General features: G+C 63.1%; 21 protein-coding genes. 6 read left to right on the plus strand and 15 right to left on the minus strand.

The genetic code is table 11. From position 1 onward, the window contains the following. Nucleotides 1–78: 78 nt before the first annotated feature. Together Q362_RS0109480 and Q362_RS0109485 are read right to left on the minus strand one after the other, a co-directional pair. Nucleotides 79–1,050, minus strand: a complete 972-nt coding sequence (locus Q362_RS0109480; protein WP_157470009.1) for a hypothetical protein — start codon at nucleotides 1,048–1,050, stop codon at nucleotides 79–81. 106 nt (nucleotides 1,051–1,156) lie between these two features. Then, nucleotides 1,157–2,965 carry an extracellular solute-binding protein gene (locus tag Q362_RS0109485; RefSeq protein ID WP_028318493.1) on the minus strand — a complete coding sequence of 603 codons (1,809 nt, stop codon included), beginning with the start codon at nucleotides 2,963–2,965 and terminating at the stop codon, nucleotides 1,157–1,159. A gap of 265 nt (nucleotides 2,966–3,230) precedes the next feature. Between Q362_RS0109485 and Q362_RS0109490 the strand changes: the two genes are divergently transcribed. The 5 genes from Q362_RS0109490 (at nucleotide 3,231) to Q362_RS0109510 (ending at nucleotide 7,155) form a co-directional block, all read left to right on the plus strand. Further along, nucleotides 3,231–4,517 (plus strand): 3-isopropylmalate dehydratase large subunit, encoded by a 1,287-nt coding sequence (locus Q362_RS0109490; protein WP_028318494.1) that lies wholly within the window; start codon nucleotides 3,231–3,233, stop codon nucleotides 4,515–4,517. 32 nt (nucleotides 4,518–4,549) lie between these two features. Next, a complete protein-coding gene (locus tag Q362_RS0109495) occupies nucleotides 4,550–5,077 on the plus strand; it encodes a 3-isopropylmalate dehydratase small subunit (protein ID WP_028318495.1) in 528 nt (175 codons plus the stop codon). A 52-nt stretch (nucleotides 5,078–5,129) separates the two neighbouring features. After that, entirely contained in the window at nucleotides 5,130–5,534 is a 405-nt protein-coding gene (locus Q362_RS0109500) for a hotdog fold thioesterase (protein WP_028318496.1), read from the plus strand. Between the two features lie 90 nt (nucleotides 5,535–5,624). Further along, entirely contained in the window at nucleotides 5,625–6,803 is a 1,179-nt protein-coding gene (locus Q362_RS0109505; RefSeq protein ID WP_028318497.1) for an aminotransferase-like domain-containing protein, read from the plus strand. A gap of 16 nt (nucleotides 6,804–6,819) precedes the next feature. Beyond that, nucleotides 6,820–7,155: a hypothetical protein gene (locus Q362_RS0109510; RefSeq protein WP_028318498.1), complete on the plus strand. Its 336-nt coding sequence runs from the start codon at nucleotides 6,820–6,822 to the stop codon at nucleotides 7,153–7,155. A 73-nt stretch (nucleotides 7,156–7,228) separates the two neighbouring features. Here Q362_RS0109510 and Q362_RS0109515 read toward each other — a convergent pair whose 3' ends face one another. The 4 genes from Q362_RS0109515 to Q362_RS0109530 form a co-directional block, all read right to left on the minus strand. Continuing rightward, on the minus strand, nucleotides 7,229–8,170 hold the full coding sequence (locus Q362_RS0109515) for a DnaJ C-terminal domain-containing protein (protein WP_028318499.1): 942 nt from the start codon (nucleotides 8,168–8,170) through the stop codon (nucleotides 7,229–7,231). A gap of 102 nt (nucleotides 8,171–8,272) precedes the next feature. Next, nucleotides 8,273–9,565: a D-alanyl-D-alanine carboxypeptidase/D-alanyl-D-alanine-endopeptidase gene (locus Q362_RS20010; protein ID WP_169737396.1), complete on the minus strand. Its 1,293-nt coding sequence runs from the start codon at nucleotides 9,563–9,565 to the stop codon at nucleotides 8,273–8,275. Nucleotides 9,566–9,572: 7 nt separating this feature from the next. Beyond that, complete coding sequence (locus Q362_RS0109525) at nucleotides 9,573–10,916, minus strand: TrpB-like pyridoxal phosphate-dependent enzyme (RefSeq protein WP_028318500.1); 1,344 nt, start codon at nucleotides 10,914–10,916, stop codon at nucleotides 9,573–9,575. 150 nt (nucleotides 10,917–11,066) lie between these two features. After that, nucleotides 11,067–13,607 (minus strand): TIGR03960 family B12-binding radical SAM protein, encoded by a 2,541-nt coding sequence (locus tag Q362_RS0109530; RefSeq protein WP_028318501.1) that lies wholly within the window; start codon nucleotides 13,605–13,607, stop codon nucleotides 11,067–11,069. A gap of 253 nt (nucleotides 13,608–13,860) precedes the next feature. Here Q362_RS0109530 and Q362_RS0109535 point away from each other — a divergent pair, with 253 nt between their 5' ends. Next, a complete protein-coding gene (locus Q362_RS0109535) occupies nucleotides 13,861–15,195 on the plus strand; it encodes an AMIN domain-containing protein (RefSeq protein ID WP_169737397.1) in 1,335 nt (444 codons plus the stop codon). A 4-nt stretch (nucleotides 15,196–15,199) separates the two neighbouring features. On the opposite strand, the gene Q362_RS0109540 is transcribed toward Q362_RS0109535, so the two are convergent. The 9 genes from Q362_RS0109540 to trmD form a co-directional block, all read right to left on the minus strand. Further along, entirely contained in the window at nucleotides 15,200–16,009 is an 810-nt protein-coding gene (locus Q362_RS0109540; RefSeq protein ID WP_028318503.1) for a hypothetical protein, read from the minus strand. Next, entirely contained in the window at nucleotides 16,009–17,733 is a 1,725-nt protein-coding gene (locus Q362_RS0109545) for a tetratricopeptide repeat protein (RefSeq protein ID WP_169737398.1), read from the minus strand. Before Q362_RS0109545 ends, Q362_RS0109540 begins: the two co-directional genes overlap by 1 nt. 11 nt (nucleotides 17,734–17,744) lie before the next feature. Then, the gene (gene tmk, locus Q362_RS0109550) at nucleotides 17,745–18,353 is read right to left on the minus strand and encodes a dTMP kinase (RefSeq protein ID WP_028318505.1); all 609 of its coding nucleotides are present in this window, start codon (nucleotides 18,351–18,353) and stop codon (nucleotides 17,745–17,747) included. Next, entirely contained in the window at nucleotides 18,350–19,369 is a 1,020-nt protein-coding gene (pdxA, locus tag Q362_RS0109555) for a 4-hydroxythreonine-4-phosphate dehydrogenase PdxA (RefSeq protein ID WP_028318506.1), read from the minus strand. Before pdxA ends, tmk begins: the two co-directional genes overlap by 4 nt. 9 nt (nucleotides 19,370–19,378) lie before the next feature. Beyond that, the gene (locus Q362_RS0109560; RefSeq protein WP_245590190.1) at nucleotides 19,379–19,762 is read right to left on the minus strand and encodes a YraN family protein; all 384 of its coding nucleotides are present in this window, start codon (nucleotides 19,760–19,762) and stop codon (nucleotides 19,379–19,381) included. 25 nt (nucleotides 19,763–19,787) lie between these two features. Beyond that, nucleotides 19,788–20,456: a ribonuclease HII gene (locus Q362_RS0109565; RefSeq protein ID WP_245590191.1), complete on the minus strand. Its 669-nt coding sequence runs from the start codon at nucleotides 20,454–20,456 to the stop codon at nucleotides 19,788–19,790. Nucleotides 20,457–20,657: 201 nt separating this feature from the next. Beyond that, nucleotides 20,658–21,005, minus strand: coding sequence for a 50S ribosomal protein L19 (gene rplS / locus Q362_RS0109570; protein WP_028318509.1), 348 nt, complete (start codon nucleotides 21,003–21,005; stop codon nucleotides 20,658–20,660). A gap of 123 nt (nucleotides 21,006–21,128) precedes the next feature. Continuing rightward, nucleotides 21,129–21,698 carry an RNA methyltransferase gene (locus Q362_RS0109575; RefSeq protein WP_028318510.1) on the minus strand — a complete coding sequence of 190 codons (570 nt, stop codon included), beginning with the start codon at nucleotides 21,696–21,698 and terminating at the stop codon, nucleotides 21,129–21,131. Further along, nucleotides 21,688–22,467, minus strand: coding sequence for a tRNA (guanosine(37)-N1)-methyltransferase TrmD (gene trmD / locus Q362_RS0109580; protein ID WP_028318511.1), 780 nt, complete (start codon nucleotides 22,465–22,467; stop codon nucleotides 21,688–21,690). The genes Q362_RS0109575 and trmD overlap by 11 nt, the downstream gene beginning before the upstream one ends. Nucleotides 22,468–22,475 lie beyond the last annotated feature (8 nt).

Raw genomic sequence — 22,475 nt, forward strand, 5'->3', positions numbered from 1 at the left:
TTGGTGGAGCCAGCCGTCACCCCGAGGGAAAAAGGGGCATGCAAGAAAAAACGGACGGTTGAAGAAAAGCTGTTCCCCCTACGTGTTCGTTTTCTTTTTCGGCTCTTTTTTCCGCTGGGTGATATTGTCGATGGCTATTTCCAGGCGATCGATGACGATGCCGGTGTATTTCTGGATATTGCGGAGAATATAGCAGCGCAGTTCGTGTAACTCTCCGGTCAGGGTCTTGCCGAACGGCACGTCGATGAACAGGTCGATACCGTAGCCGGAACGCCCCATCTTGACCTTGATCTTCCGCACCAGGATATCCCCGTCGTACTCGTCGATACAGTGGAGGATCATCTGGGTGAGGGCGGCCTCGGAGATAGTGACCGTTCCCTCGGCCCCGTGGTCGTGGTATTCGGGCTGCACCACCGACTTCTCGAAAAAGCGGGATTTTTTCACCCCGTCCTTGTCCTTGCCGCCCTTGAAAAAAATCCGGATCGAATCGGAAAGGATTTGGGCGTAATCCCGCTTCACCTCGATGGTCGGCACCGGGATGACGTGTTTTCCCTCCTCGAATCGCGATTTGATCGCATTTTCGATGTCTTTCTGGCTGGCAATCTCCTCGATCTTGATCACCTGGCTGATCGGCGGCAATTCAAGCAGTTCGGCCACCTTGATCACCATTTTTTCCGAGGTCCCCAGCAAGAGGATCTTCTTGATTTTCTTTTCCTGGATCATCCGTACCACGCTCTGACGGTGGTCGTCGTCCGCAAAAAGAGCGGTCTTGATGGCGCTGATGTAATTCTTCTCCTGCTTGGCCGATTTTCCCGCCAGGATGGTGGTGTCGTGAATCAACAATCCGTCATCGACGATGTAGGGAACACCGAGCTTTTCGGCCAACAGCTTGGCACGGAAACTCTTGCCGGTACCGCTCTTGCCCACCAGCGCGTACACGTGCATTCCCTGCAGCCGACCCTTGATCCGGCTGTAAAATTGATAGATCTCCTTGCCCGTGAGGTAGATCCACTGATGTTCCTTACTGCTTTTCTCTGCGGATGTTGCCATGCTCCCTGCTGAGGAAATCAAAAAAACCGAAAAAGGCGTTGCGGCTTATTTTAGGAAAAAAACGAAAAAAACAACAGGAACAACTTTGATGCCAAGGCGGCATCCGTCACTCGAGCCACCAAGTGTCGCGCCACTGGTCGGCGCTGTAGAAGAGGGGCGGCTTCTCGGGATGCTTGAGCTTGGCGGCATAGGCCAGGCGGTGATTGGCCAGATACCAGTTCGGCACCACATAATAGCCATGCCACAGCACTCTGTCCAGGGCGCGGCAGGCAGTGGTCAGTTGTTCCTGGGTTTCGGCGTAGATGATGGCGTCGACCAGCGCATCCACCGCGGGATTCGCGATCCCGGCCAGATTTCTCGAGCCTTTGCGGCCAGCCGCCGCGCTCGTCCAATAGTCGCGCTGCTCGTTACCCGGCGACTGCGATTGGGCGAAGGTGGTCACCATCATGTCGTAATCGAAATTCTTGACCCTGTCGGCATACAAGGCCGGATCGATGGTCCGGTAGGTGACCTCGACACCCAGTTTGCCGAGATTGACCGCATACGGGGCGGTCACCCGCTCGAAACTCGCATCGGCGAGGAGAATCTCGAAGCGGAACCGCTCGCCCTTGCCGTTGACCAGTGCCCCCTGTTTGACGGTCCAGCCGGCCCGTTCCAGCAGCGCCTTCGCCTCCTGCATGTTGGTCCGCAGGCTGCCGGGCGGGTCGGTGGAGGGCGGGACGAGCGGTTGGGTGAAGACCTCGGCCGGCAGTTGGTCGCGGAAGGGTTCGAGCAGCTTCAGTTCATCCTCCCCGGGCAGCCCTTTTGCCGCGTAGTCCGAATTGGAGAAATAGGAGTTGCTGCGATTGTACTGCGAGAAAAAGAGCGTCTTGTTGGTCCACTCGAAATCAAAGGCCAGTCCGAGGGCCCGGCGCACCAGCCGATCGGCGAACAATGGCTGGCGGGTGTTGAAGACGAAGGCCTGCATGCCGGCGTTGTTCATGTGCGAGAAGACCTGCTTGACCAGCTCGCCGCTGTCGAAGCGGCGGCCGGTCAGGTCCCGGTTCCACTGCTTGGAAATGTTGACGAAGATCCAGTCGAACTCGCCGGCCTTGAAGGCCTCGAGACTGACCACCGGGTCCTTGAAATATTTCACCACAATGGTGTCGAAATTGAACATGCCCCGGCGCACCGCCAGATCCTTGGCCCAGTATTCCGGGTTCTTCCTGTAGGTGATCGATTTGCCGGGCAGCACCTCAGCCACCACATAGGGGCCGCTGCCCACGGGCACGGCCATGGCCCCCGTGCCGTCGGCGGGGTTGAAAGAATGTTCCGCATAGAACCGCTTGCTCAGGACCGGCAATTGGGTGGAGATCATGTGCAGTTCCCGGTTCGGCCGGACAAAACGAAACCGAACCGTGCGGGGACCGACGACCTCCGCCGCCTCGATGTCGTGGAAGTACATCTGGTAGAAAGGATGGGCCTGGTCGCTTTTGAGGGTGTCGAGGGAAAATTTGACATCCTCGGCCATGACCGGCGAACCGTCGGAAAAACAGGCCTTGGCATTGAGCGTCAGGGTGACCGATTTTTTGTCCGCGGCCAGAATAATGTCTTCGGCGATCAGGCCGTATTGGGCGAACGGCTCATCCAGGCTGGGCACGGCCAGGGTCTCGAAGACATAGGACGTCAGACCATAGGGCGCCTCCCCCTTGAGGGTGAAGGGGTTCATTTTCTCGAAACCGCCGAGATCGTGCAGCACCAGGGTACCGCCGCTCTTGGCCAGGGGCGAGGTGTAGTCGAACCGTTCGAATCCCTTCGGATATTTCAGCTTGCCGTCGATGCTCACCCCGTGGGCGGCCCGGCAGACTGCCGGCAGGACGGCGAGCAGGAAGCACAACAGGACGGCGCATTGCGCCAGAGACATACGACGGGTCATGTTCTCGCTCTCTTCAGGTTCGGGATTCGGAAAGGCACCAAGCCGCCGGACGGACGGCCGCCGGTCAACGGCAGCAGTATACGCAATCGGCTCCCATCTGTACAGATGTTCCGACCCGGCCGCACCGACCGCGGCGGCCCGGAAATAAATTGACGAACCAAGTTACCGGGTGTAATGATTCGGTTTCACCAAACTTATCGGAAAAGCCGCCGGCCGGCTTGCTTTTGTTTTTCCATATCCTGTTTTTCCGAACCGGAGTTGCACAATGGGACAGACCATCACCGAAAAGATCTTCGCCGCCCATCTCAGAGACACCCCCACACCGGGCAACATGGTGCTCGACATCGACGTGATCATGTGCCACGAAATCACCACGCCCATCGCCATCATGGACCTCATGGAAAAGGGCATGGACCGGGTGTGCGATCCCAAACGGATCAAGGCGGTCATCGATCACGTCACCCCGCCCAAGGACTCCAAGACCGCCACCCAGGCCAAGATCATGCGCGACTGGGCCCGGCGCCACAACATCAAGGACTTTTTCGACATCGGCCGCAACGGCGTCTGCCACGCCCTCTTTCCGGAAAAAGGCTTCATCCGCCCCGGCAACACCGTCATCATGGGCGATTCCCACACCTGTACCCACGGTGCCTTCGGCGCCTTTGCCGCCGGCGTCGGCACCACCGACCTGGAAGTGGGCATCCTCAAGGGCGTCTGCGCCTTCCGCGCGCCCAAGTCGCTCAAGGTGGAGGTGGTCGGCACCCTGCCCAGGGGCGTGGTGGCCAAGGACATCATCTTAAACGTCATCAAGCAGCTCACCGTCAACGGCGGCACCGACATGGTGATCGAGTTCTGCGGCCCGGTGGTCGACGCCATGAACATGGCCTCGCGCATGACCTTGTGCAACATGGCGGTCGAGGCCGGCGCCACCTCCGGCGTCTGCCAGCCCGACTTGGTCACCGCCCAATATCTGTGGCCGTTCATCAAGGACGAGTACGCGAGCCCGGAAGCGGCCGCCGAGTCGTTCGCCACCTGGCGTTCCGACGCCGACGCCCGCTACGAGCGGGTGCTGACCGTCGATGTCGCCAACCTGGCGCCGCAGGTCACCTTCGGCTACAGACCGGACAACGTCAAGGACATCACCGAGATGGAGGGAACCCGGATCGATCAGATCTACATCGGCTCCTGCACCAACGGCCGCATCGAGGACCTCCGCGAGGCCGCCGCCATCCTTCGCGGCAAAACCATCGCCGACTCGGTCCGCGGCATCCTGGCGCCGGCCACCCCGGCCATTTACTCCCAGGCCCTTAAGGAAGGACTGATTAAAATCTTTATGGACAGCGGCTTCTGCGTGTCGAATCCCACCTGCGGCGCCTGTCTGGGGATGAGCAACGGCGTTCTGGCCGACGGCGAGGTCTGCGCCTCGACCACCAACCGCAATTTCAATGGCCGCATGGGCAAGGGCGGCATGGTCCACCTGATGAGTCCGGCCAGCGCGGCGGCGGCGGCCATCACCGGCGCCATCACCGATCCCCGCCGTTTTCTGGCCTGAATGCGACCCGAACCCGAAAGAGGACTCGACCTATGAAACAGTTTGGCGGCCCCGCGGCCTTCATCGATAGAAACGACATCAACACCGATGAAATCATTCCGGCCAAATATCTGACCGAAATCACCAAGAAGGCCCTGGCGCCGCATCTGCTGGAGGACCTGTACCTGGAAGGGCAGAAATTCGATCCGCACTCCCCGGAGATGCAGGAGGCCAGGGTGCTGGTCACCCGCTCCAACTTCGGCTGCGGATCCTCCCGCGAGCACGCGGTCTGGGCGTTGGAGGTCAACGACATCAACGTGGTCGTCGGCGAGAGCTTTGCCCGGATCTTCCGCCAGAACATGTTCAACTGCGGCATCCTGGCCGTGGAACTGAGCAAGGAAGACCTCGACCGCCTTTTTGTCCTCAAGGGCCGGGTGACGGTGGCGGTGGACCTGGAGAGGGAAAAGCTGACCGCCTCCAGCGGCGACACCACCCTGACCTGCTCCTTCAGCCTCAATCCCTTCGACAAAAAGCTGATCGGCGCCGGCGGCTGGCTGGCGTTCGCGGATGCCAATTATTGAGTCGTTCTGATTGCTGCGGGTGCGACAGCGCGCCCGCCCGCCAACAACACAGATGAATCCCGCAATCGCCGCTCATATCCGTCAGGACCCCTTCGCCAACTGGCTCGGCGCCACCATTGAGGTTATCGAACCGGGCTACAGCCGGGTCTCGCTGACGGTGACCGAATCGATGCTCAACTTCCATTTCATGACCCACGGCGGTCTGGTGTTCGCTCTGGGCGACATCGCCTTTGCCGGGGCCAGCAACTCCCACGGCCAGACCGCCCTGGCCCTCAACGTGGCCATCAGCTTTCTCCGGCCCACCGGCGTGGGCGATCACTTGGTGGCCGAGGCCAAGGAGGTGCAACTCGGTGGTACCACCGCCCTGTACGACATCATGGTCACCGAACGGAGCAGCCAGAAACTGATCGCCAAGAGCCAGGCCACGGTGTACCGTAAAAAAGAATTTTTCGTGTAGGCGGAACCTCCCGCTCACCGCACAGCGCCCGCCGCCCGTTCATTTTCGTCCATTCCATGCAAGCGACCGTTCTTCCCGGCAGGAGATCCCATGGAAAACGCCTTTTCCGACCGCATCACCGATGTTCCCAAGTCCTTTATCCGGGAAATCCTCAAGGTCACCATCGACCATTCGATCATCTCCTTCGCCGGCGGTCTGCCCAACCGCCAGTTCTTCCCGGTCAAGGGGTTGCAGAAGGCGGCCAACGACGTCTTTGACGAGGCCGGCAGCGAGATCCTCCAGTATGCCAACTCCGAGGGCTATCTCGGCCTGCGCCGGTTCATCGCCGACCGATACCGGCAGCAGGAAGGGCTCGACATTCCGGTGGAAGACATCCTCATCACCACCGGCTCGCAGCAGGGGCTCGATCTGCTGGGCAAGACCTTCCTCAACGAGGGCGATGACCTGATCATCGAGGAACCGGGCTATCTCGGTGCCATCCAGGCCTTTTCCCTCTACCGGCCCCGTTTTCACCCGGTGCCGGTGCGCGAGGGCGGCATGGACACCGCCACCCTTGCCCGGGTCCTGCAGGAGCGCCATCCGAAACTCCTGTACACGGTCACCAATTTCCAGAACCCGAGCGGCATCAGTTATACCGATGAGAATCGGCGATCCGTGGCCCACCTGATCCAGGGGCACTCCTGCCTGGTCATCCAGGACGATCCCTACGGCGATCTGCGTTTTTCCGGCAGCCGCAGGATCTCCTTCAAGAAACTGCTGCCGGACAACACCGTCCTGCTCGGCTCCTTTTCCAAGACCGTGGCACCGGCCCTGCGTCTGGGCTGGCTGGTGGCCCAGCCGCACATCATGGAAAAAGTGATCGTCGCCAAGCAGGCCGCCGACCTGCACACCGATTACTTCGCCCAGCGCGTCCTCCACCGGTTCCTGCGCGACAACGATATCGACGCCCATATCGCCACCATCGTCCGCCAGTACGGCAAGCAGAAAGAGGCGATGGTTGGCGCGATCAGGGAGTTTTTTCCGACCGGGGTGCACTCCACCAATCCCGACGGCGGCATGTTCCTGTGGGTGACCCTGCCGGAGGGGATGTCGTCGTTGCGCCTGTTCGAAGCGGCCATCGCCCAAAAGGTCGCCTTTGTGCCGGGCACGCCCTTCTACGTCGACCGCAAGGATACCAACACTTTACGGCTCAACTTCTCCTGTTCCGACGAACCGACCATTGTCGAGGGAATCAGGCGGTTGGGCGATTCCATCAAAAAACTTCTCTAACGAAAGGAGGAAACCAATGCATTCAGCAAAAACAAGCATCCGCGTTCTGTTGGGCCTGGCCCTGTGCCTGTTCGTGCTCGGTGGCTGTTCGGGCGACCAGGGGAAGAAGGAGGAGAAGAAAACGGTGACGACCCAGGAGCAGCTGGGAAAGGATGCCGCCAAGGCTGTCGAGAAACCGCTGGACGAGGCCAAGAAGGCTGCCGAGGCTGTCGGCGCCAAGGTCGAGGAAGCGAAGCAGGCTGCCGAAGCCAAGGTTGAGGACGCCCAGCAGATAGGCAAAGAAGCCGCCCAGGAAGCCGAAAAAGCGATCTCGCAGCCGGTGCAGGAGAAGAAAAAGCTGGAAGGGTGCTGAAAGCGGGGCTGCCGGCCCCTCTTTCCCTCTTGGGCACGTCCGGTGAGCAGCACCGCGCCGTGCTTGACCGTCTTTACAGTGCCACCGCCGCCAGGGCCTTGACCGCCTCTTCCTGTTCGGGGGTCAGGGTCCTGGGAATGCGGACCGCGATCCTGACCAGCAAATCTCCCCGGTGACCGATGGGGCCCGCAGGCAGGCCGTGTCCCTTGATCCGGAGCTTGGCCTCCTGCTGCACCCCTGGCGGCACCTTGACGTTGAACTTCTTGCCGTCCAGCGTAGTCACCTCCAGGGTGGTGCCCAGGCACGCCTCGCTGAAGGGAATGCGGTGCTCGACCACCAGATCGTCCTCCACCCGCTGGAAGACCGGGTGCGGTTCGACCTGCACCCTCAGGTACAGATCGCCGGCCGGGCCGCCCGAGGATGAAGGCGCGCCTTTACCGCTCAAACGCAGCCGCTTGCCGTCCTCGATGCCCTTGGGGATTTTCACCGACACGTTCTGCGTCTGCCCGTTCTGGCGCAGGCTGATGGTCTTTTCCGTGCCATGGAGCACCTCTTCCAGGGTAACGCTCATCTCGTAGGTCAGATCGCCGCCCTTCACCGGCTGCGGGCCGCAGCCGCCACCGCAGCCGCCCCGCATGCCCGCCTGACTGAAAATATTGTCAAATGGGGAACTACCGCCGCTGCGGAAGCCGCTGGCGTTGAAGGTGGTGCCGCTGCGGAAGCCGCCACCGAAACCGAACTGGCGCAGGATGTCGTTGAGATCGAAATTACGGAAAATATCTTCCTGGGAATAGCGCTGCCGGAAACCGGTCGAACCGAAGGTGTCATACTGCTGCCGCTTTTCCGGATCGGACAGGACCGCGTAGGCCTCGCTGATCTCCTTGAACTTCTCCTCGGCCTTCTTGTCGCCTGGATTCTTGTCCGGGTGATATTTCAGGGCCAGTTTGCGGTAGGCTTTCTTGATCTCGTCGGCGGTGGCGGTCTTGGCGACACCGAGAATCTGGTAATACTCCATGGTGCGGTGACTGAAGTGTAAGAGGTTGCTGGAAAGACGGGTACCGGTGGGAGGTATTATAAGCGCAAAGCGGATATTGTCTATCCGCCCGGCCGGCGGAATTCATTTTTCCGCCACCGGCCGCAGCAGGTGGCGGGCGGTTTGTCCGCCGGCATCCGGCGGGCGGGTTCCGTGCAGGCGCACAAGCCGCGCAAGGATGGCCGCCCGATTGTGGGCCGGTTGGTTGAGCAGGATGACAAAGGCCCGGCCGTCGGGCAGATAGCCGGCCAGATTGGCGACCCCGGTGAGGGTGCCGGTCTTGACCGCCACACCGCGCTCCTCGTTGAGCAGGTCGATGTGGGGCCGGAAACAGGCCAGCAGTCGGAGCATGGCGCGGACCGTTACCCGATTGTCCCGCGACAGGCCGGCCCCCTCGACCTGGACGATGGCCGTAGCGGCCTCGTTGCCCAGCTGCCGCGCCAGTTGTCGGTGCACCGCCTCGCGGGCCTTGGCCCAGGTGGCCGGATAGCCGAACTCTTTGGCGCCACAGGCGAGAAACAGGAGATTGGCCATGAAATTCGAGGAGTGGTGCAGGGTTGCGCGGCTGATCCCGGCCAGGGTCTGGCTGCTCTCGTGGATATGGACGAGGCGGGCCGTGGCCGGCACCGGCCGAATGCCGCCAAAAGCGGCCACAGCCACGCCCTGCCGTGCCAGCACCGCCCGCAAGAGTTCGCCGGCGTAGCGGGCCATGCGGGCCTCGGCGTCGCACCCTTTCGCGCAAATGTTCATCCGCCACGAACCGGCAGGCCGCCCCTGGCCCAGCTCCCGCATGATCGGCAGAACGGGCGTCTGGGATTCACCCGAGGCAATCCGGCCCGTCTTCTCCTTGATGAAAGGCACCGCATTGAAGTTGACCGACAGCGGCCCCACCGGGGCATCGTAGGGATTGTCGCTATCTTCCCGACCGGGCACCTGATGCTCCAGGGCAAAGGCAGTGGTGTCGATGAACAGCGTCTCTATCCGCCGCACGCCCTTCTGCCGCAGCTCGCCGGACAGCGCGGCGATTTCCTCGGAAACGAGGGTGGGATCGCCGAATCCCCTGACAAACAGGTTGTCGCGATCGTCGAGGAAGAACTCGGTGCGGAAACGGTAATCCGGCCCGAGGATGGCCAGGGCCGCCGAGACCGTGGCGATCTTGAGCACGCTGGCCGGAATCAGGGGTTGGTCGGGATTGCAGGCATCGACGATCCGGCCGTCGCCATCGGCGACACCGTAGGCGCCGTTCGGGGCCAGGTCGATGATGGTGCGGCAGGCGGCAGCAAGACCGGCCTGCCGCCCGCAGACAACCAAGAGCGGCACCAGCACGGCAACGAGAAGCAACGGACTTGCCGCCCGCCGTCGCCCTGCTTGCGCCACTGTCGCCTCAACCGATCTTGGGCAAACGGGCCAGCGAGGCATCTATCTGCTCCTGCGGATAGCTGTAATCGCTGAGTTTGCCGTTTAAGTAGTTGTCGTAGGCCGCCATGTCGATCAGGCCATGGCCGGAGAAGTTGAACAGAATGGTCTTGGGCTCGTTCGGGTCCTTCATGGCCTCGATGATGGCCCCGCGGATGGCGTGAGTGGTTTCCGGAGCCGGGATGATTCCCTCGGTCTTGGCAAAGAGGATGCCGGCCTCGAAGCATTCCATCTGGTGGACCGCCTTGGGGGTGATGATGCCGTCGCGCACCAGGGCCGAGATGACCGGCGCCATGCCGTGATAGCGCAGGCCGCCGGCATGGATGCCGGGCGGCACGAAATCGTGGCCCAGGGTGTACATGTAGAGCAGCGGAGTCATCATGGCCACGTCGCCGGAATCGTAGGCCAGCTTGCCGCCGGTCATCGACGGGCAGGAGGCCGGCTCGTAGCCGATGAACTCGATCTTCTTCCCGTCGAGATAATCGGGGACAAAGGGGGCGATCAGGCCGGCAAAGTTGGAGCCGCCGCCGCAGCAGCCGATGATCACGTCCGGATACTCGCCGGCGATCTCCATCTGCTTCTTAGCTTCCAGGCCGATGACCGACTGGTGCAGGACCACGTGGTTGAGCACCGAGCCCAGGGCGTAGTTGGTGTCGTCGTGGGTGGCGGCATCCTCCAGGGCCTCGGAGATGGCGATGCCCAGCGAGCCGGGGGTGTCGGGGTCCCTGGCCAGGATGGCGCGGCCGGTGTTGGTGTCCGGGCTGGGGCTGGCCGACACCTGGGCGCCGAAGGTCTGCATGATGAACTTGCGGTAGGGCTTCTGGTCGTAGGAGACCCGCACCATGTACACCTTGCACTCCAGACCGAACTTGGAGGTGGCCAGCGACAGGGCCGAACCCCACTGGCCGGCGCCGGTCTCGGTAGCCAGCCGCTTGATGCCTTCCCGCTTGTTGTAGTAGGCCTGGGGCACGGCGGAGTTGGGCTTGTGGCTGCCCACCGGCGAGACGCCCTCGTTCTTGAAGAAGATCTTCGCCTTGGTGCCCAGGGCCTCCTCCAGCTTGGTGGCCCGCACCAGGGGCGAGGGCCGCCAGATCTTGTAAATCTCTTGGACTTCCTGCGGAATCTCGACAAACCGTTCCTGGCTCATCTCCTGCTCCAGCAGGGCCATGGGAAAAACGGCGGCCAGCTTTTCCGGTCCCATGGGCTGCAGGGTCTCCGGGTCAAGCGGTGGCTGGAGCCCGCCTGGAATATCGGGCACCACGTTATACCAACTGGTCGGCATCTCATCTTCGCGCAGAACGATTTTTTTCATGTTTTCTCCTTGTTCATCGGAAAGCTGCCGGCAAACCGGGAATTTCCTCCTCGCCACGGTCTGCCCGCCAGCGTCATGGCGGTCGCGGGCCGGCACATCGCGCGCCGGGTGCAATGAATCGGCTTTATCTACAGTACTCGGGCAAAATTCTCAAGACGGGGATGGCGTTTCCCGGACTCCGGTCTTCAGGATCCGCACCAGCAGGGCCTCCCGTTCGGGAAAACCGAGCACCTTTTCCAGAATTTCCCGAGGATTGGTGCCGGGTTGCCCCTGCTGGCCGAACAGATCGAGAAAGATCTGCCCCCGGTCGAATTCCAGGCGGGTCACCAGGGGCCTCAGGTCGAGTTCCTTGTGCCGGTTCTTACGGAACCGGTCGATGACAAAGGATTCCCGACCGAGAAAATCGGCCATGTTCTGCTGCAATGCCTCGGGATACCCTGTTGCGGACAGAAGGTAGCTGGTGATGCTGCCCATGGCCACGGCGCGCGGCGCCGGCCCGACCGCCCGCACCCGGATGGTTGCGGGCAGGTGGCTGTTGAGCAGGGCCACGGTCTCCTCCAGGGAGGTCAGCGGCCTGGCCAGATCCATGTCGAAGGACTCCGCCAGGCTCTCGACGCCCACCGGCAGGGCCTGACTGAACGAAACCCGGGGAGAGGGATTGAAGCCGCCGGAAAACAGGAGCGGCAGGCCGGCCCGCTGCAGGGTGCGGAACACCAGTTGCAGCAGTTCCAGATGCCCGTAAAAACGGCTGTCGCCCAGGCGGGAATAATGGACCCGGTAGGCATGCGCCTGCGGCGGCTGTGCCGGTTCTTGCTTGGCTGGCCGCGCAGGGGAAGCCGGCGGTGCGGTCGGCCGCGCCTGGACGACCGGCCGCACGGTTTTGAAGTCGCAGAGGCCGCAGCCCTGACAACCGTGCACGCGGCAGTCCGGAGTGTACTCCTGCGCAAAGGCCTTGGCCCGCTCTGCTTCGAGGAAGGACCGCTCGACCCCACTGTGGAGATGGTCCCAGGGCAGCACTTCCTCCACCTGCCGCTGCCGGAGGTACTCCTCCAGGACAAGTCCGCATGCAGCCGCGGCCCGACACCACAGTTCCAGATCGAACCGCTCGGACCAGCTGTCCAGGCGGGCGCCCATGGTCCAGGCGGTCTCGATCAGCCGGGACAGCCGCCGGTCGCCCCTGGAAAAGACGCCTTCCAGGAAGGACTGCTCCGGATCGTGCCATTTGAGCTTGTAGCCCTGACGGGGCAGCATCTGCTTCAAGCGGTTGATCCTGGCCCTCGATTCGTCCAGGCCGATCTGCGCCTCCCACTGGAACGGGGTGTGCGGCTTGGGCACGAAGGTGGCCACGCCCAGGTTGACCTGCACCGGCCGGCCCTTGCCCTGCCCGCCCTGGGCGCGGGCCTTCTTGGCCACCTGGACGATGCCGAGGGCATCGGCCTCGGTCTCGGTCGGCAATCCCACCATGAAGTAGAGCTTGATCAGCTTCCAGCCCAGGGCAAAGGCGTCCCGGCAGGTGGCCAGCAGATCCTCTTCGGTGATGCCCTTGTTGATGACCTGGCGCAACCGGTCGGTCCCCGCCTCCGGGGCAATGGTGAAGCCGGTTTTCCTGACGCGCTTGATCTGCTCCATGATCTCCGGCGTCAAAGTTCCGACTCGCATGGACGGCATGGACACCGACACGAAACCGTCGGCAAACCGATCCATCAGAGCGGCCATCAGTTCGCCCAGGCAGGAAAAATCGCCGGTGGAGAGCGAGAGCAGGGCCAATTCCTCGAAACCCGAACTGGCGATGCCCTCGTTGGCCAGTTGCATGATGTCCTCCAGGCTCCGTTCCCGCACCGGCCGGTAAGTTATGCCGGCCTGGCAGAAACGGCAGCCGCGGGTGCAGCCGCGCGCGATTTCCACGCCGAGCCGGTCGTGTACCGGATTGACCACCGGCACCAGGGGATGATGCAGGACGGATGGGGCATGCAGTTGCGGCAGCACCCGCCGGCGCACGAAGGGGATGTCCGGATGGAGCGCATCGACGGCAACCAGGCGGCCCTGCACATATCGCGGCGCAAACAGGGCGGGGATGTAGACGCCCGGCATCCGGGCCAAGCGCTCCAACACTGCGGTCCGTTGCCAGCGCTCCCTTTTGGCCGATGCCAGCAGTGCGGCGATCTCCAGGATGATCTCCTCGCCGTCTCCCAGGACGATGGCGTCGAAAAACTCGGCCACCGGCTCTGGATTGAGTGCGCAGGAGCCGCCGCCCAGCACCAGGGGATGAGCTTCCGTCCGGTCGACGGCCCGGAAAGGCACTCCCGCCAGATCGAGCACGGTCAGGATATTGGTGAAGCAGAGTTCATAGGGCAGGGTGATGCCCAGCACATCGTAGGCCGCCAGCGGCACCTTCGCTTCCAGGGAAAACAGCGGCATCTTTTGGCCACGCAGCTCCCGCTCCATGTCGACATCGGGGACATAGGCCCGATGCGCTGTTGTTTTCTCCAGGTTATTGAGGAGATGGTAAAGAATCTGCAACCCCTGGTGGGACATGCCGATTTCGTACAGGTCGGGAAAGATGAGGCAGAAATTGAGATCGCCGGCGTCAAACCGGCTGTCGGCCGAGTGGAGTTCACCGCCAACATATTGACCCGGCTTGCGCACCAGGGGTAGAATCCGGTCGAGATCAAGGGAACAAGGAACGGCCATGACACAAGAAGACACGTGAAAAAAAGAGAAATAAAAAAAACGGGCCATCCGAACCGACGCTCTTTTCTGACAAAAAACAGGCGTCGGGCCCGGAGCCCCCGAAAAAAAACGGCCGCCGACACGCGACCGGAATATGTGTGGACCGGGCCTCCCGGCAAACCGCAAATATCGGCGCGATTTTTGCTTAAAAACAGAAAGGTTTTTCAGGAAACCGACTCCCGTCCTTTTCCCTCAACGTACAATGGACAAAAAAATGAAAAAATCATTCCTTGCCCTTGTCTCGCGCTCTCTGTTGGCCCTGACACTGGTACTGACCTGCGGTTCCGCCGGTGCCGAGGACGCGCCGGTTGCGCCGCAACTGCAAAAGCTCAAGCACACCGTCCTCTCGCCCACCAGCGAACAGGTGGTCCTGCAACTCAACGGCTCCTATAGTCCAAAAATCTTCACTTTGAAAGACGAAAACCCCAGGCTCATCTTCGATTTCGCCGACATGACCCACGGCAGGGACGTGCAGGGCATCACCACCACCAAGGGCGCGATCGTCAAGCGGGTACGCGTCGGCATGCACACCGTCGATGCGCCGAAAACCCGCATCGTCTTCGATGTCGCCACCTTCAAGGGACTGACTTATACCCAAAAATTCGACGAGAACAGCTCATCCCTCGTGATTCAGTTCACCAGGACAGGAAAGACAGCCGCCCCGCAGCAACGGGAAGATGCATCCGCAACGGTGTCTGCACCGGAAACGGCGGCGTCCCCGGGCGCACCGGGCGAGCCGGAAACCGCTTCCGCTCAGGCGGAGCAGCCTCCTGCGCCGCAGCAGCCGGCGTCTCCCGGCCACGAGGAGAAGAGCGCAACCAGACCGCCACAACCGGAACCACCGCAGCCAGCCGAACAGGCCACCGCGCCCGCCAAGGAAGTCCCGGCAGGAGCGCCCGAAAAAACGGCAAAGGCCGAGGCGGCCGCGCCCCCGGCTCCGGTCAAGCCGATGGCGGACGCCGCCGCCGAGCCGGAGGAGCAAGCGATGGCACCGATGGCGGCGGCAAAGCCGGAAGAACCGGCCGGGGAAACCGTAGCGCCACCCGCTGGCAAGGACGAGGGAAAGAAGAGCGAGACCGCTGGCGGGGAGAAACAGCGACCCGGGACCGCCACCGCCTCACAGGCCGCCGCGCCCGCCGGCACGGACAAATCCGCGACAGCCAAGCCCGAGGTGACCAAGCCCGCCGCTCTCGCCGCAACCTCCGAACGGCCGCAGCTTGAATACGTCAAATTCGACGCCTCTTCGCCCAAGGGCGAGATGGTCCTGTTCAAACTGAACGGCTTCCATCCCCCGGCCGTGCGCGGGGTCGAAGAGGGCATTCCCCGGGTCATCTGCGAGTTCAACAACACCAAGCTGATCGGAAAGACCAAGAATCCGATCAAAACCGACGGCAAATTCGTCAAGGTGATCCGCACTTCGGCCACCAAGAAGCCGGAGAGGGTCCGGGTGGTGATCGACCTGGAGCCCAACCGCAGTTACGACCTGCAGCAGGTGTTCTTCAAGGAGGACAATCTCTTTGTGCTCATCGTCAACACGGTGAAGAAATAGACGGTCAGGGGACGCGTTCCACCGTGAAATGGGGCGGCGACTCCACACGAAAAGCCGCCTCCTCCTGGGGAGAGTGGGAAAAGATCTGTTCGACCTGGACGGTCAGGGTGCCGGTCACCGCCTCGCCGGTGATACGGAGACGGACCGGCCAGGCACGACCGCTGCCGCCCTCCTTCCGGTACTCGGCATACTCCAGGGCCAGCACCTGATCCCCTCGGGCATCGAACAGCAGGTGCTGGGCCATGGTGCCGCTCTCCCTGTCCAGCAGGACATAATGGCCCTGCCTGCGGCCATCGCGCCACTGGTACCAGAATCCCCGACCCGCCTCGTCCCGGGTCGGCGCAGCCGCCTCCCCTTCCCCCTCGGCGAGAAACCCGCCCAACAGCGGCAGCAGATCTTCGGGCGCCACCGCCGCCGGCACATACGACCGCCAGAACCGGGAATGGATCGTGCCCTGATAGACATGGCCGGCCCGGTTGTCGATCATGGTGAAGGCAGAGGCATCGGCGACCGCCAGGATGAGCGTCCGTCCCAGGGGGTCGCTGGCCGCCACCCGGAGCAGTGCCGGCCGCTGCACCAGCAGGGTGGCGCTCACTGCGCCCTTGCTGCCCGGCACATCCCACAGCAGGCGGACATCGGCGTCAAGGGCCTGCGGTCGCGTGCCGGCGAGGAAGTCCGCCCACAGGGTTCCGGCTTCCCGCTCCTCGGCGGGACTGAGCGGCAGCGTCTTGGGCTGCTTGCCGGCGCAGCCGGCGAGAATCGCCACGCACCACAGAATCAGGAGCTGCAGGCACAGGGACCGATCCACGCGCATCAGCGGATACCCTGCCGTTCCAGAATACGGATCTTTTCCTGAATCCTTTTTTTGCCCTTTTCGTCTTCAGTGGCGAACTTCACCGCCTTTTTGTACGTCTGCACCGCATCCCGCACCCGCCCCTTCTCCAGATAGACGTCGCCGAGGTGCTCCAGAATGGCCGCGTCCTCGGGAGAGAGCCGCACCGCCGTCTCCAGTTCCTTGATGGCCTGATCGAGCTTGCCGAGCCGGTAATAGACCCAGCCCAGGCTGTCGCGGATGTAACCGTTGTCGGGTTTGAGTTCGATGGCCCGCTGAATGTATTCCAGAGCCTGATCGAGATTGATTTTCTTGTCGGCCCAACTGAACCCGACAAAATTCAGGGCGGCGGCGTTGTCGGGTTTGAGGGTGATGATTTTCTGCATGACCGCCAGCGCCGCGCCGTGTTCGCCGTTGTCCTCCAGCAACAGACCGTATTCGTAGAGCAGGTCTTCGTCGTTGGGGAACACTTCCAGTCCCTGCAGCAGCACCTTTTTGCTGAGATCGTCGCGGCCTTCGATCTGATGGAGGGCGGCGAGCATGACATACATCTCGGCGGTGCGTACCTCTCCCGCGTCCAGATGGCTTTCCAGGAGTTGCCGGGCTTCGTCCAGTTTGTTCTGCTCCCTGAGAATACGCACCTGGAGCAGCAGACCGTTCGCATATTCGGGGTCCTTGCGGTCAAGCAACTGCAACTGCTTCAGCGCCCGCCCGTATTTCTGTTGCTGCGCCAGCAGCACGGCAAGAAAATACCTGGCCTCGGACAGGTTCTCCTTGTCCAGGATTTTATTGGTGATGGCGATGGCCTTGTCGAATTGGCCCTGCCTGGCATACAGGCGGGCGATGGTCAGGTCGACGCGCTGGGGCTGTTCGGCATAGGTTTTCAGCCGGTTCAATTCGGCCAGGGCCTGATTGACCTTTTTCTGGAGCAGATAGACATGGATCAGGGCCACCCGGGCCGCCTCGTTCTGTTCGTCGCGCTCGACCACGGTTTCAAAAAGGGTGGCCGCCTCGTCGTATCGCCCGTTCTTGATGTACAGCTCACCCAGTTCCAGATGCAATTCACTGGACCAGTTCCGCTCCAGCGCCTTGAGGTAGTGCTCCACCGCCTCGTCGATCCGCTCCTCCATCTGGCAGAGACGGGCCATGAGGATATGGCCGGGGTAGGAAGACGGGTCCTGGGCCAGCACCCGCTCCAGCAGCGGCCTGGCCGCGGCCGCCTGGCCGGCGCCCATGTACATTTCGGCCAGCAGCATCAGAATGGCAGGATCGTCGGGGTTCTGCTCGCTGATCAACCGGTATTGGGCCATGGCCTCGGTGTTCTTCTTCTGGTTGAGCAGCACCTTGGCGTAAAGCATGCGCATGCCGGTCCGGTCCGGGTGCGCGGCCAGATAGTCGTGCAGCCAGAGGGCGGCTTCGTCGGTCCGCTCCAGCCGCAGCAGCAGAATCGGGACCTTTTCACTGACGAACTCGGCCTGATCGTCGCAGATCAGGGCCTTCTGGTAGAACTCCAGGGCTTCCTCGAAACGGAGCAGCAATTCGGCATGCCGGCCCCAGAGGAAATAGGCGTAGGAACAGGCGTGATCGGCCTTGCCGCCACCGGGGGCGGCCTGCAGCGCAGCCGTTTCGGCCTTGGGCTGGCAGCCGCCGGCCAGGAGGGCCACGCAGCCCAGAAGGGCAAGCAGCCGAAGAGGGAAAGCAAGCATGAACCGGAGCATCACACACCTTTGCGCACAAGCAGTTGCTGGACCGCCGCGCGGATGGAGGCCTGCACCTCCGCCACCGGCCGGGCGGCATGGATGCGTACTATACAACTGTGGGGAAAGGATGCAAAGAGTGCGGCCACTTTTTCCAACTGGTCCCGTTGCTCGAAATCGTTGAGGGTTTCGCCGCGCAGATCGCAGATCCGGGCGATACCCTCCGCCACCGGCAAGGTGAGCAGGAGCACCAGGTCCGGCTCCGGTGCGAACTCATGGCAGGCGAAGATACGGGCCGGATCGCACCCCGCCGCACCCTGGTAGGCGGCGGTGGAAAAGTAGTAGCGGTCGGTGAGCACGATCGCGCCCCGGCCCAGGGCGGGCCGGATGCACTCATCCACGTGCTGGCGGCGGTCGAGGAGAAACAGCTCCAGTTCCTGCGCCGGCGAAGCCTGCTTCCGGTTCCGGTACAGGGCGCGGATCTGCTGGCCATAGGGACCGTCCGTCGGTTCCCTGGTTTCGACCACAGCCAATCCCCGGTCGCGCAGATAGGCGGCCAAGAGGGGCAACTGGGTCGATTTGCCGGTGCCGTCGATGCCCTCGAAAGCGATCAGCAAACCCGGCTTCATGCCGCACCTCCCCGGCGCCGGTTGGCGACAATGGTCTGCGCCAGGATCAGGGCCGCGGCCAGGCTCGAGGGATCGGCCAGATTCCTGCCGGCGATGTCGTAGGCGGTGCCGTGGTCAACCGAGGTGCGGACCAGCGGCAGGCCGAGGGTGACGTTGACGCCGTCCTGGAAATGGAGGAGCTTGAAGGGGATCAGCCCCTGGTCGTGATAGAGGGCGACCACCGCGTCGTATCGGCCGGAGGCGGCCTGGTGAAACACCGTGTCCGGCGGCCAGGGGCCGCTGACCTCATCGGCGGCAAAGCCGGCCAGGGCCGGGGCGATGATCTGCGCTTCCTCGTCGCCGAACAGGCCATGCTCGCCGCCGTGGGGGTTCAGCCCGGCCACCGCGATGCGGGGCCTGGCCACGGCGAAATCGCGTTGCAGGGCGGTTCGGGTCATGGCGATACAGTCGGCGATCTCCGCCGACGTCAGCAGCTCGGGCACCCGGCGCAGCGGCACATGGATGGTGACCAGCACCACCTTGAGCCTCGGCCCGGCCATCATCATCCGCACCTGCGGGGTGCCGGTGAGGGCAGCCAGCATTTCCGTGTGCCCCAGATAGGGATAGCCCGCTGCCTGCAGGCTCTTCTTGCTGATCGGGCAGGTGACGATGGCACTGCACGCTCCTGTGCCGACCAGGCGAACCGCCTCCTCGATGCATTGGCCCATGACCCTGCCGGTGGCCGCATCGGGTTGGCCCCAGTGAACCGGGGCGGTCCGGGGTGGTCCGGCCTGCAGCACCGGAATGGTCCCCTTGCCGGCAAGCTGTCCGGGGCGCCAGGGTTCGATGGACACGGTCAAACCGAGCCGGTCGGCGGCCTGCCGCAGCACCGCCGCATCCCCCACCACGATGGCCTGGCCCGAGGCGGGGCCATCGTCCCGGCCGAACAACCGGCAGATGATTTCCGGACCGATTCCCGCCGGACAGCCCATGGTGACGGCCACCGGGACCCGGTCTTTCCTTGCTGCGTTGTCCATGGCACGCTCCTAAAGAGCAAAATCAAAAGCGTTTTTAATGTGATCGATGGCGACCGGCCGGTTGTCATTATCCAGCCGGACCGCGATCACGTCGAACCGGGCGGGCGCTTCCAGCAAACCGTGGCTCTGGAGGTATTCCTGGGCGATGCGGCAGAGCTGCCGCTGCTTGCGGCCGTCCACCGCCTCGAAGGCCGAACCGAATTCCAGGGATTGCCGGGTCTTGACCTCCACGAAGACCAGGGTGTCGCCGTCCCGGGCGATGATGTCGACCTCGCCGTAGGGTTTGCGGTAGTTCTTGGCAACGATGACGTAGCGCCGCCTGGTCAGGAACTCGGCAGCCAGGGATTCGCCCAGGCGGCCCGTGGGCAGGGTCGCCTTTTTCTTGCGCAGCACCACCGTCCTCTCCCCTGTCAGGCTTTCACCACCGGCCGCGCGGCACCGGCGACGGCGCCCCGGTCTCTTCCGAAAAGAATTCGGCCACGCCCCGAAACGTGCGGCGATGCAGCGGGCAGGGGCCATGGCTGGCAATCGCCTGCCGGTGCGCCTTGGTCGGATAGCCCTGGTGGCGGTCGAAACCGTAGTGCGGGTAGCGCGCATGGGCCTCGGCCATCAGCCGGTCCCTGGTCACCTTGGCAATGATCGAGGCGGCGGCGATGGAGGCGCTTTTCGACTCGCCCTTGATCAGGGTCAGCTGCGGGACTGCGACCGGCACCCGGTTGCGGCCGTCGACAAGCAAAAAGTCCGGTTCCCGGCCGCCATTGGCGGCGGTGCATTCGGCGAGCGCCCGCCGCATCGCCAACAGGGAGGCCTGGAGGATGTTGACCGCCTCTATCTCCCGCGGACCGGCCATACCGATGCCGATGACGGCGCCGTTTTGCCGAAGGAGCGCAAACAGGTGATCGCGCTGGGATGCGGTCAGTTGCTTGGAATCGCGGAAAACCCGATGGTCGCCGTCCCGGGGCAGAACCACGCAGGCGGCCACCACCGGGCCGGCCAGCGGCCCGCGGCCGGCCTCGTCGAGACCGGCGACCAGGCTCGCGCCTTGGCCGAAAAGTTGACGCTCAACGGAAAAGGTGTCGTCCGGCACGGGGGACACCTTGGGGAAAAGAGAAGAAACGCATGGGTTCATACGCCCATTGCCATGCATTGCCACTGCGGGAAGGAAAAAGGAAAAGGCGCAGCCAGAGAACCGGGGCTCTGTGGCGGCAGCCGACCCGGTCGCCGCCACAGAGTCCCGGCCAATCGATAACTCCCGCCCTCCGGCCTGACCGGGACGGGAAGGCACCCTTCAGATGATGCCCCGTTCGCGGATACGGGCGGCCTTGCCGCGACGCTCCCGCAGGTAGTAAAGACGGGAACGGCGCACCCGGCCAAGGGTCACCGTTTCGATCTTTTCGATCCGCGGCGAATGCAGGGCAAAGGTCTTCTCCACGCCGACGCCGTGGGAGATTTTCCGGACCGTGAAGGTGGCGTTCATGGTACCGCGCTTGCGCTTGATCACCACGCCCTGAAACACCTGGACCCGCTCCTTGTTGCCCTCGATGATCCGGATATGCACCTTGACGGTATCGCCGGGGCGGAACTCGGGAATATCGAAACGCATTTGCTCCAGATCGATCTTGTCCAACAGATTCATCGCCATATTCGTTGCTTTACGGTCGGACGCACACGTCGCGCCCGCCGAAGGATGCCTCCACACACCCCGTGTCCTGCTTGTTGCTTATCGCTTACCGCACCGTACGTGCGAGGTTGTCATCGTCTACATCAATTCGTCATCGTGCTCGCCGAGCAGCCGATCGAGGATGATCGCCGCCGCCGACCGGACCGCCAGATGGTTGAAGCCGGTGGCGCCACGCAAGGGCGGCAGCACGCCATCCACCGTTGCGAGCAACTCGGGGCTCAGGCCCCAGGCGGTGCCGAACAGCAGCAGCACCGGCGTTCCCCGGCGAATTCTGCCCCGCACCTCGGCATATCCCAAGGTGTTGGCCTGCTCCTTGGCGCAGGTGGCGAGCACCAGCGGCCGCTCGCCGAATTTCTCCGTGGCCCCGGCCAGGACCTCGGCGTAACTGGCGCACACGGTGACGAGCGCCAGGGCATCGCCCCGGTCCGGATTGACGCTGCCGCCGTAGCCCCGGGTCCAGTGGCCGACGATCTGTGCGGCCAACTCCCGCTGTTCCGCAAACGGGGTGATCACCCAGTAGGTGCCGGCCCCGTAGGTTTTGCCGGCGCGGGCAATGTCGTGCAGGTCGAGGTTGGTCACCGCCGAGCCGATGGTATCGCCATGACGGTTGACCACCGGATAGTGCACCAACGCCACATCAACCCGCATCGCCCTGCACCCGCTCCGCTTTGACAACGGCTTCTATCCGGTCGTAAAGCCCTTCGCGCCGCAATATTTTTTCTTCTACCGGCGAAAACCGCACCGAAGCCAGCAATTCCGGCCGCCGCGCCAGGGTCAGCCGGACCGATTCGACCAGCCGGTGGCGATCGATGGCGGCATGATCGCCGGAGAGCAGCACCTCGGGCACCGCCATTTCCTCGAACACCCGCGGCCGCGTGTACTGCGCATGCTTGAGCAGGCCGCGACTGAAGCTGTCGTTGGCGGCCGAATCCTCGCAGCCGAGCACGCCGGGCAGCAGGCGGCAGACCGCGTCGATCACCACCAGGGCGGCCAGTTCGCCGCCGGTCAGGATATAGTCGCCGATGGACAGCTCCTCATCGACGTACCGCTCCCGGAAACGCTCGTCCACGCCCTCGTAGCGGCCACAGATCAGAAGCAACTGCTCGTATCCCGCCAGCCGCTCCGCCTGCGCCTGGCTGAACCGCTCGCCCTTGGGTGACAACAGGATCACCCGGCGGGAGCAGTCGGGCCGAACGGCCGCCCGCACACAGGCGGCCAGCGGTTCCGGTTTCATCACCATGCCTTCGCCGCCGCCAAAGGGGCGGTCGTCGGTCATGCGATGCCTGTCCAGGGCGTAATCCCGGATATTGTGGATGCCGACCTCAATCTTCCCCTCGCCCAGGGCCCGGCGCACGATCCCTTCCTGCAGGGGGGAGGAAAAGAAATCGGGAAAAATGGTCAGGATCGAAAAAAGCACAAACCGTC

Origin of the sequence: Desulfobulbus elongatus DSM 2908 (assembly GCF_000621145.1) — a bacterium.
GTDB lineage: Bacteria > Desulfobacterota > Desulfobulbia > Desulfobulbales > Desulfobulbaceae > Desulfobulbus > Desulfobulbus elongatus.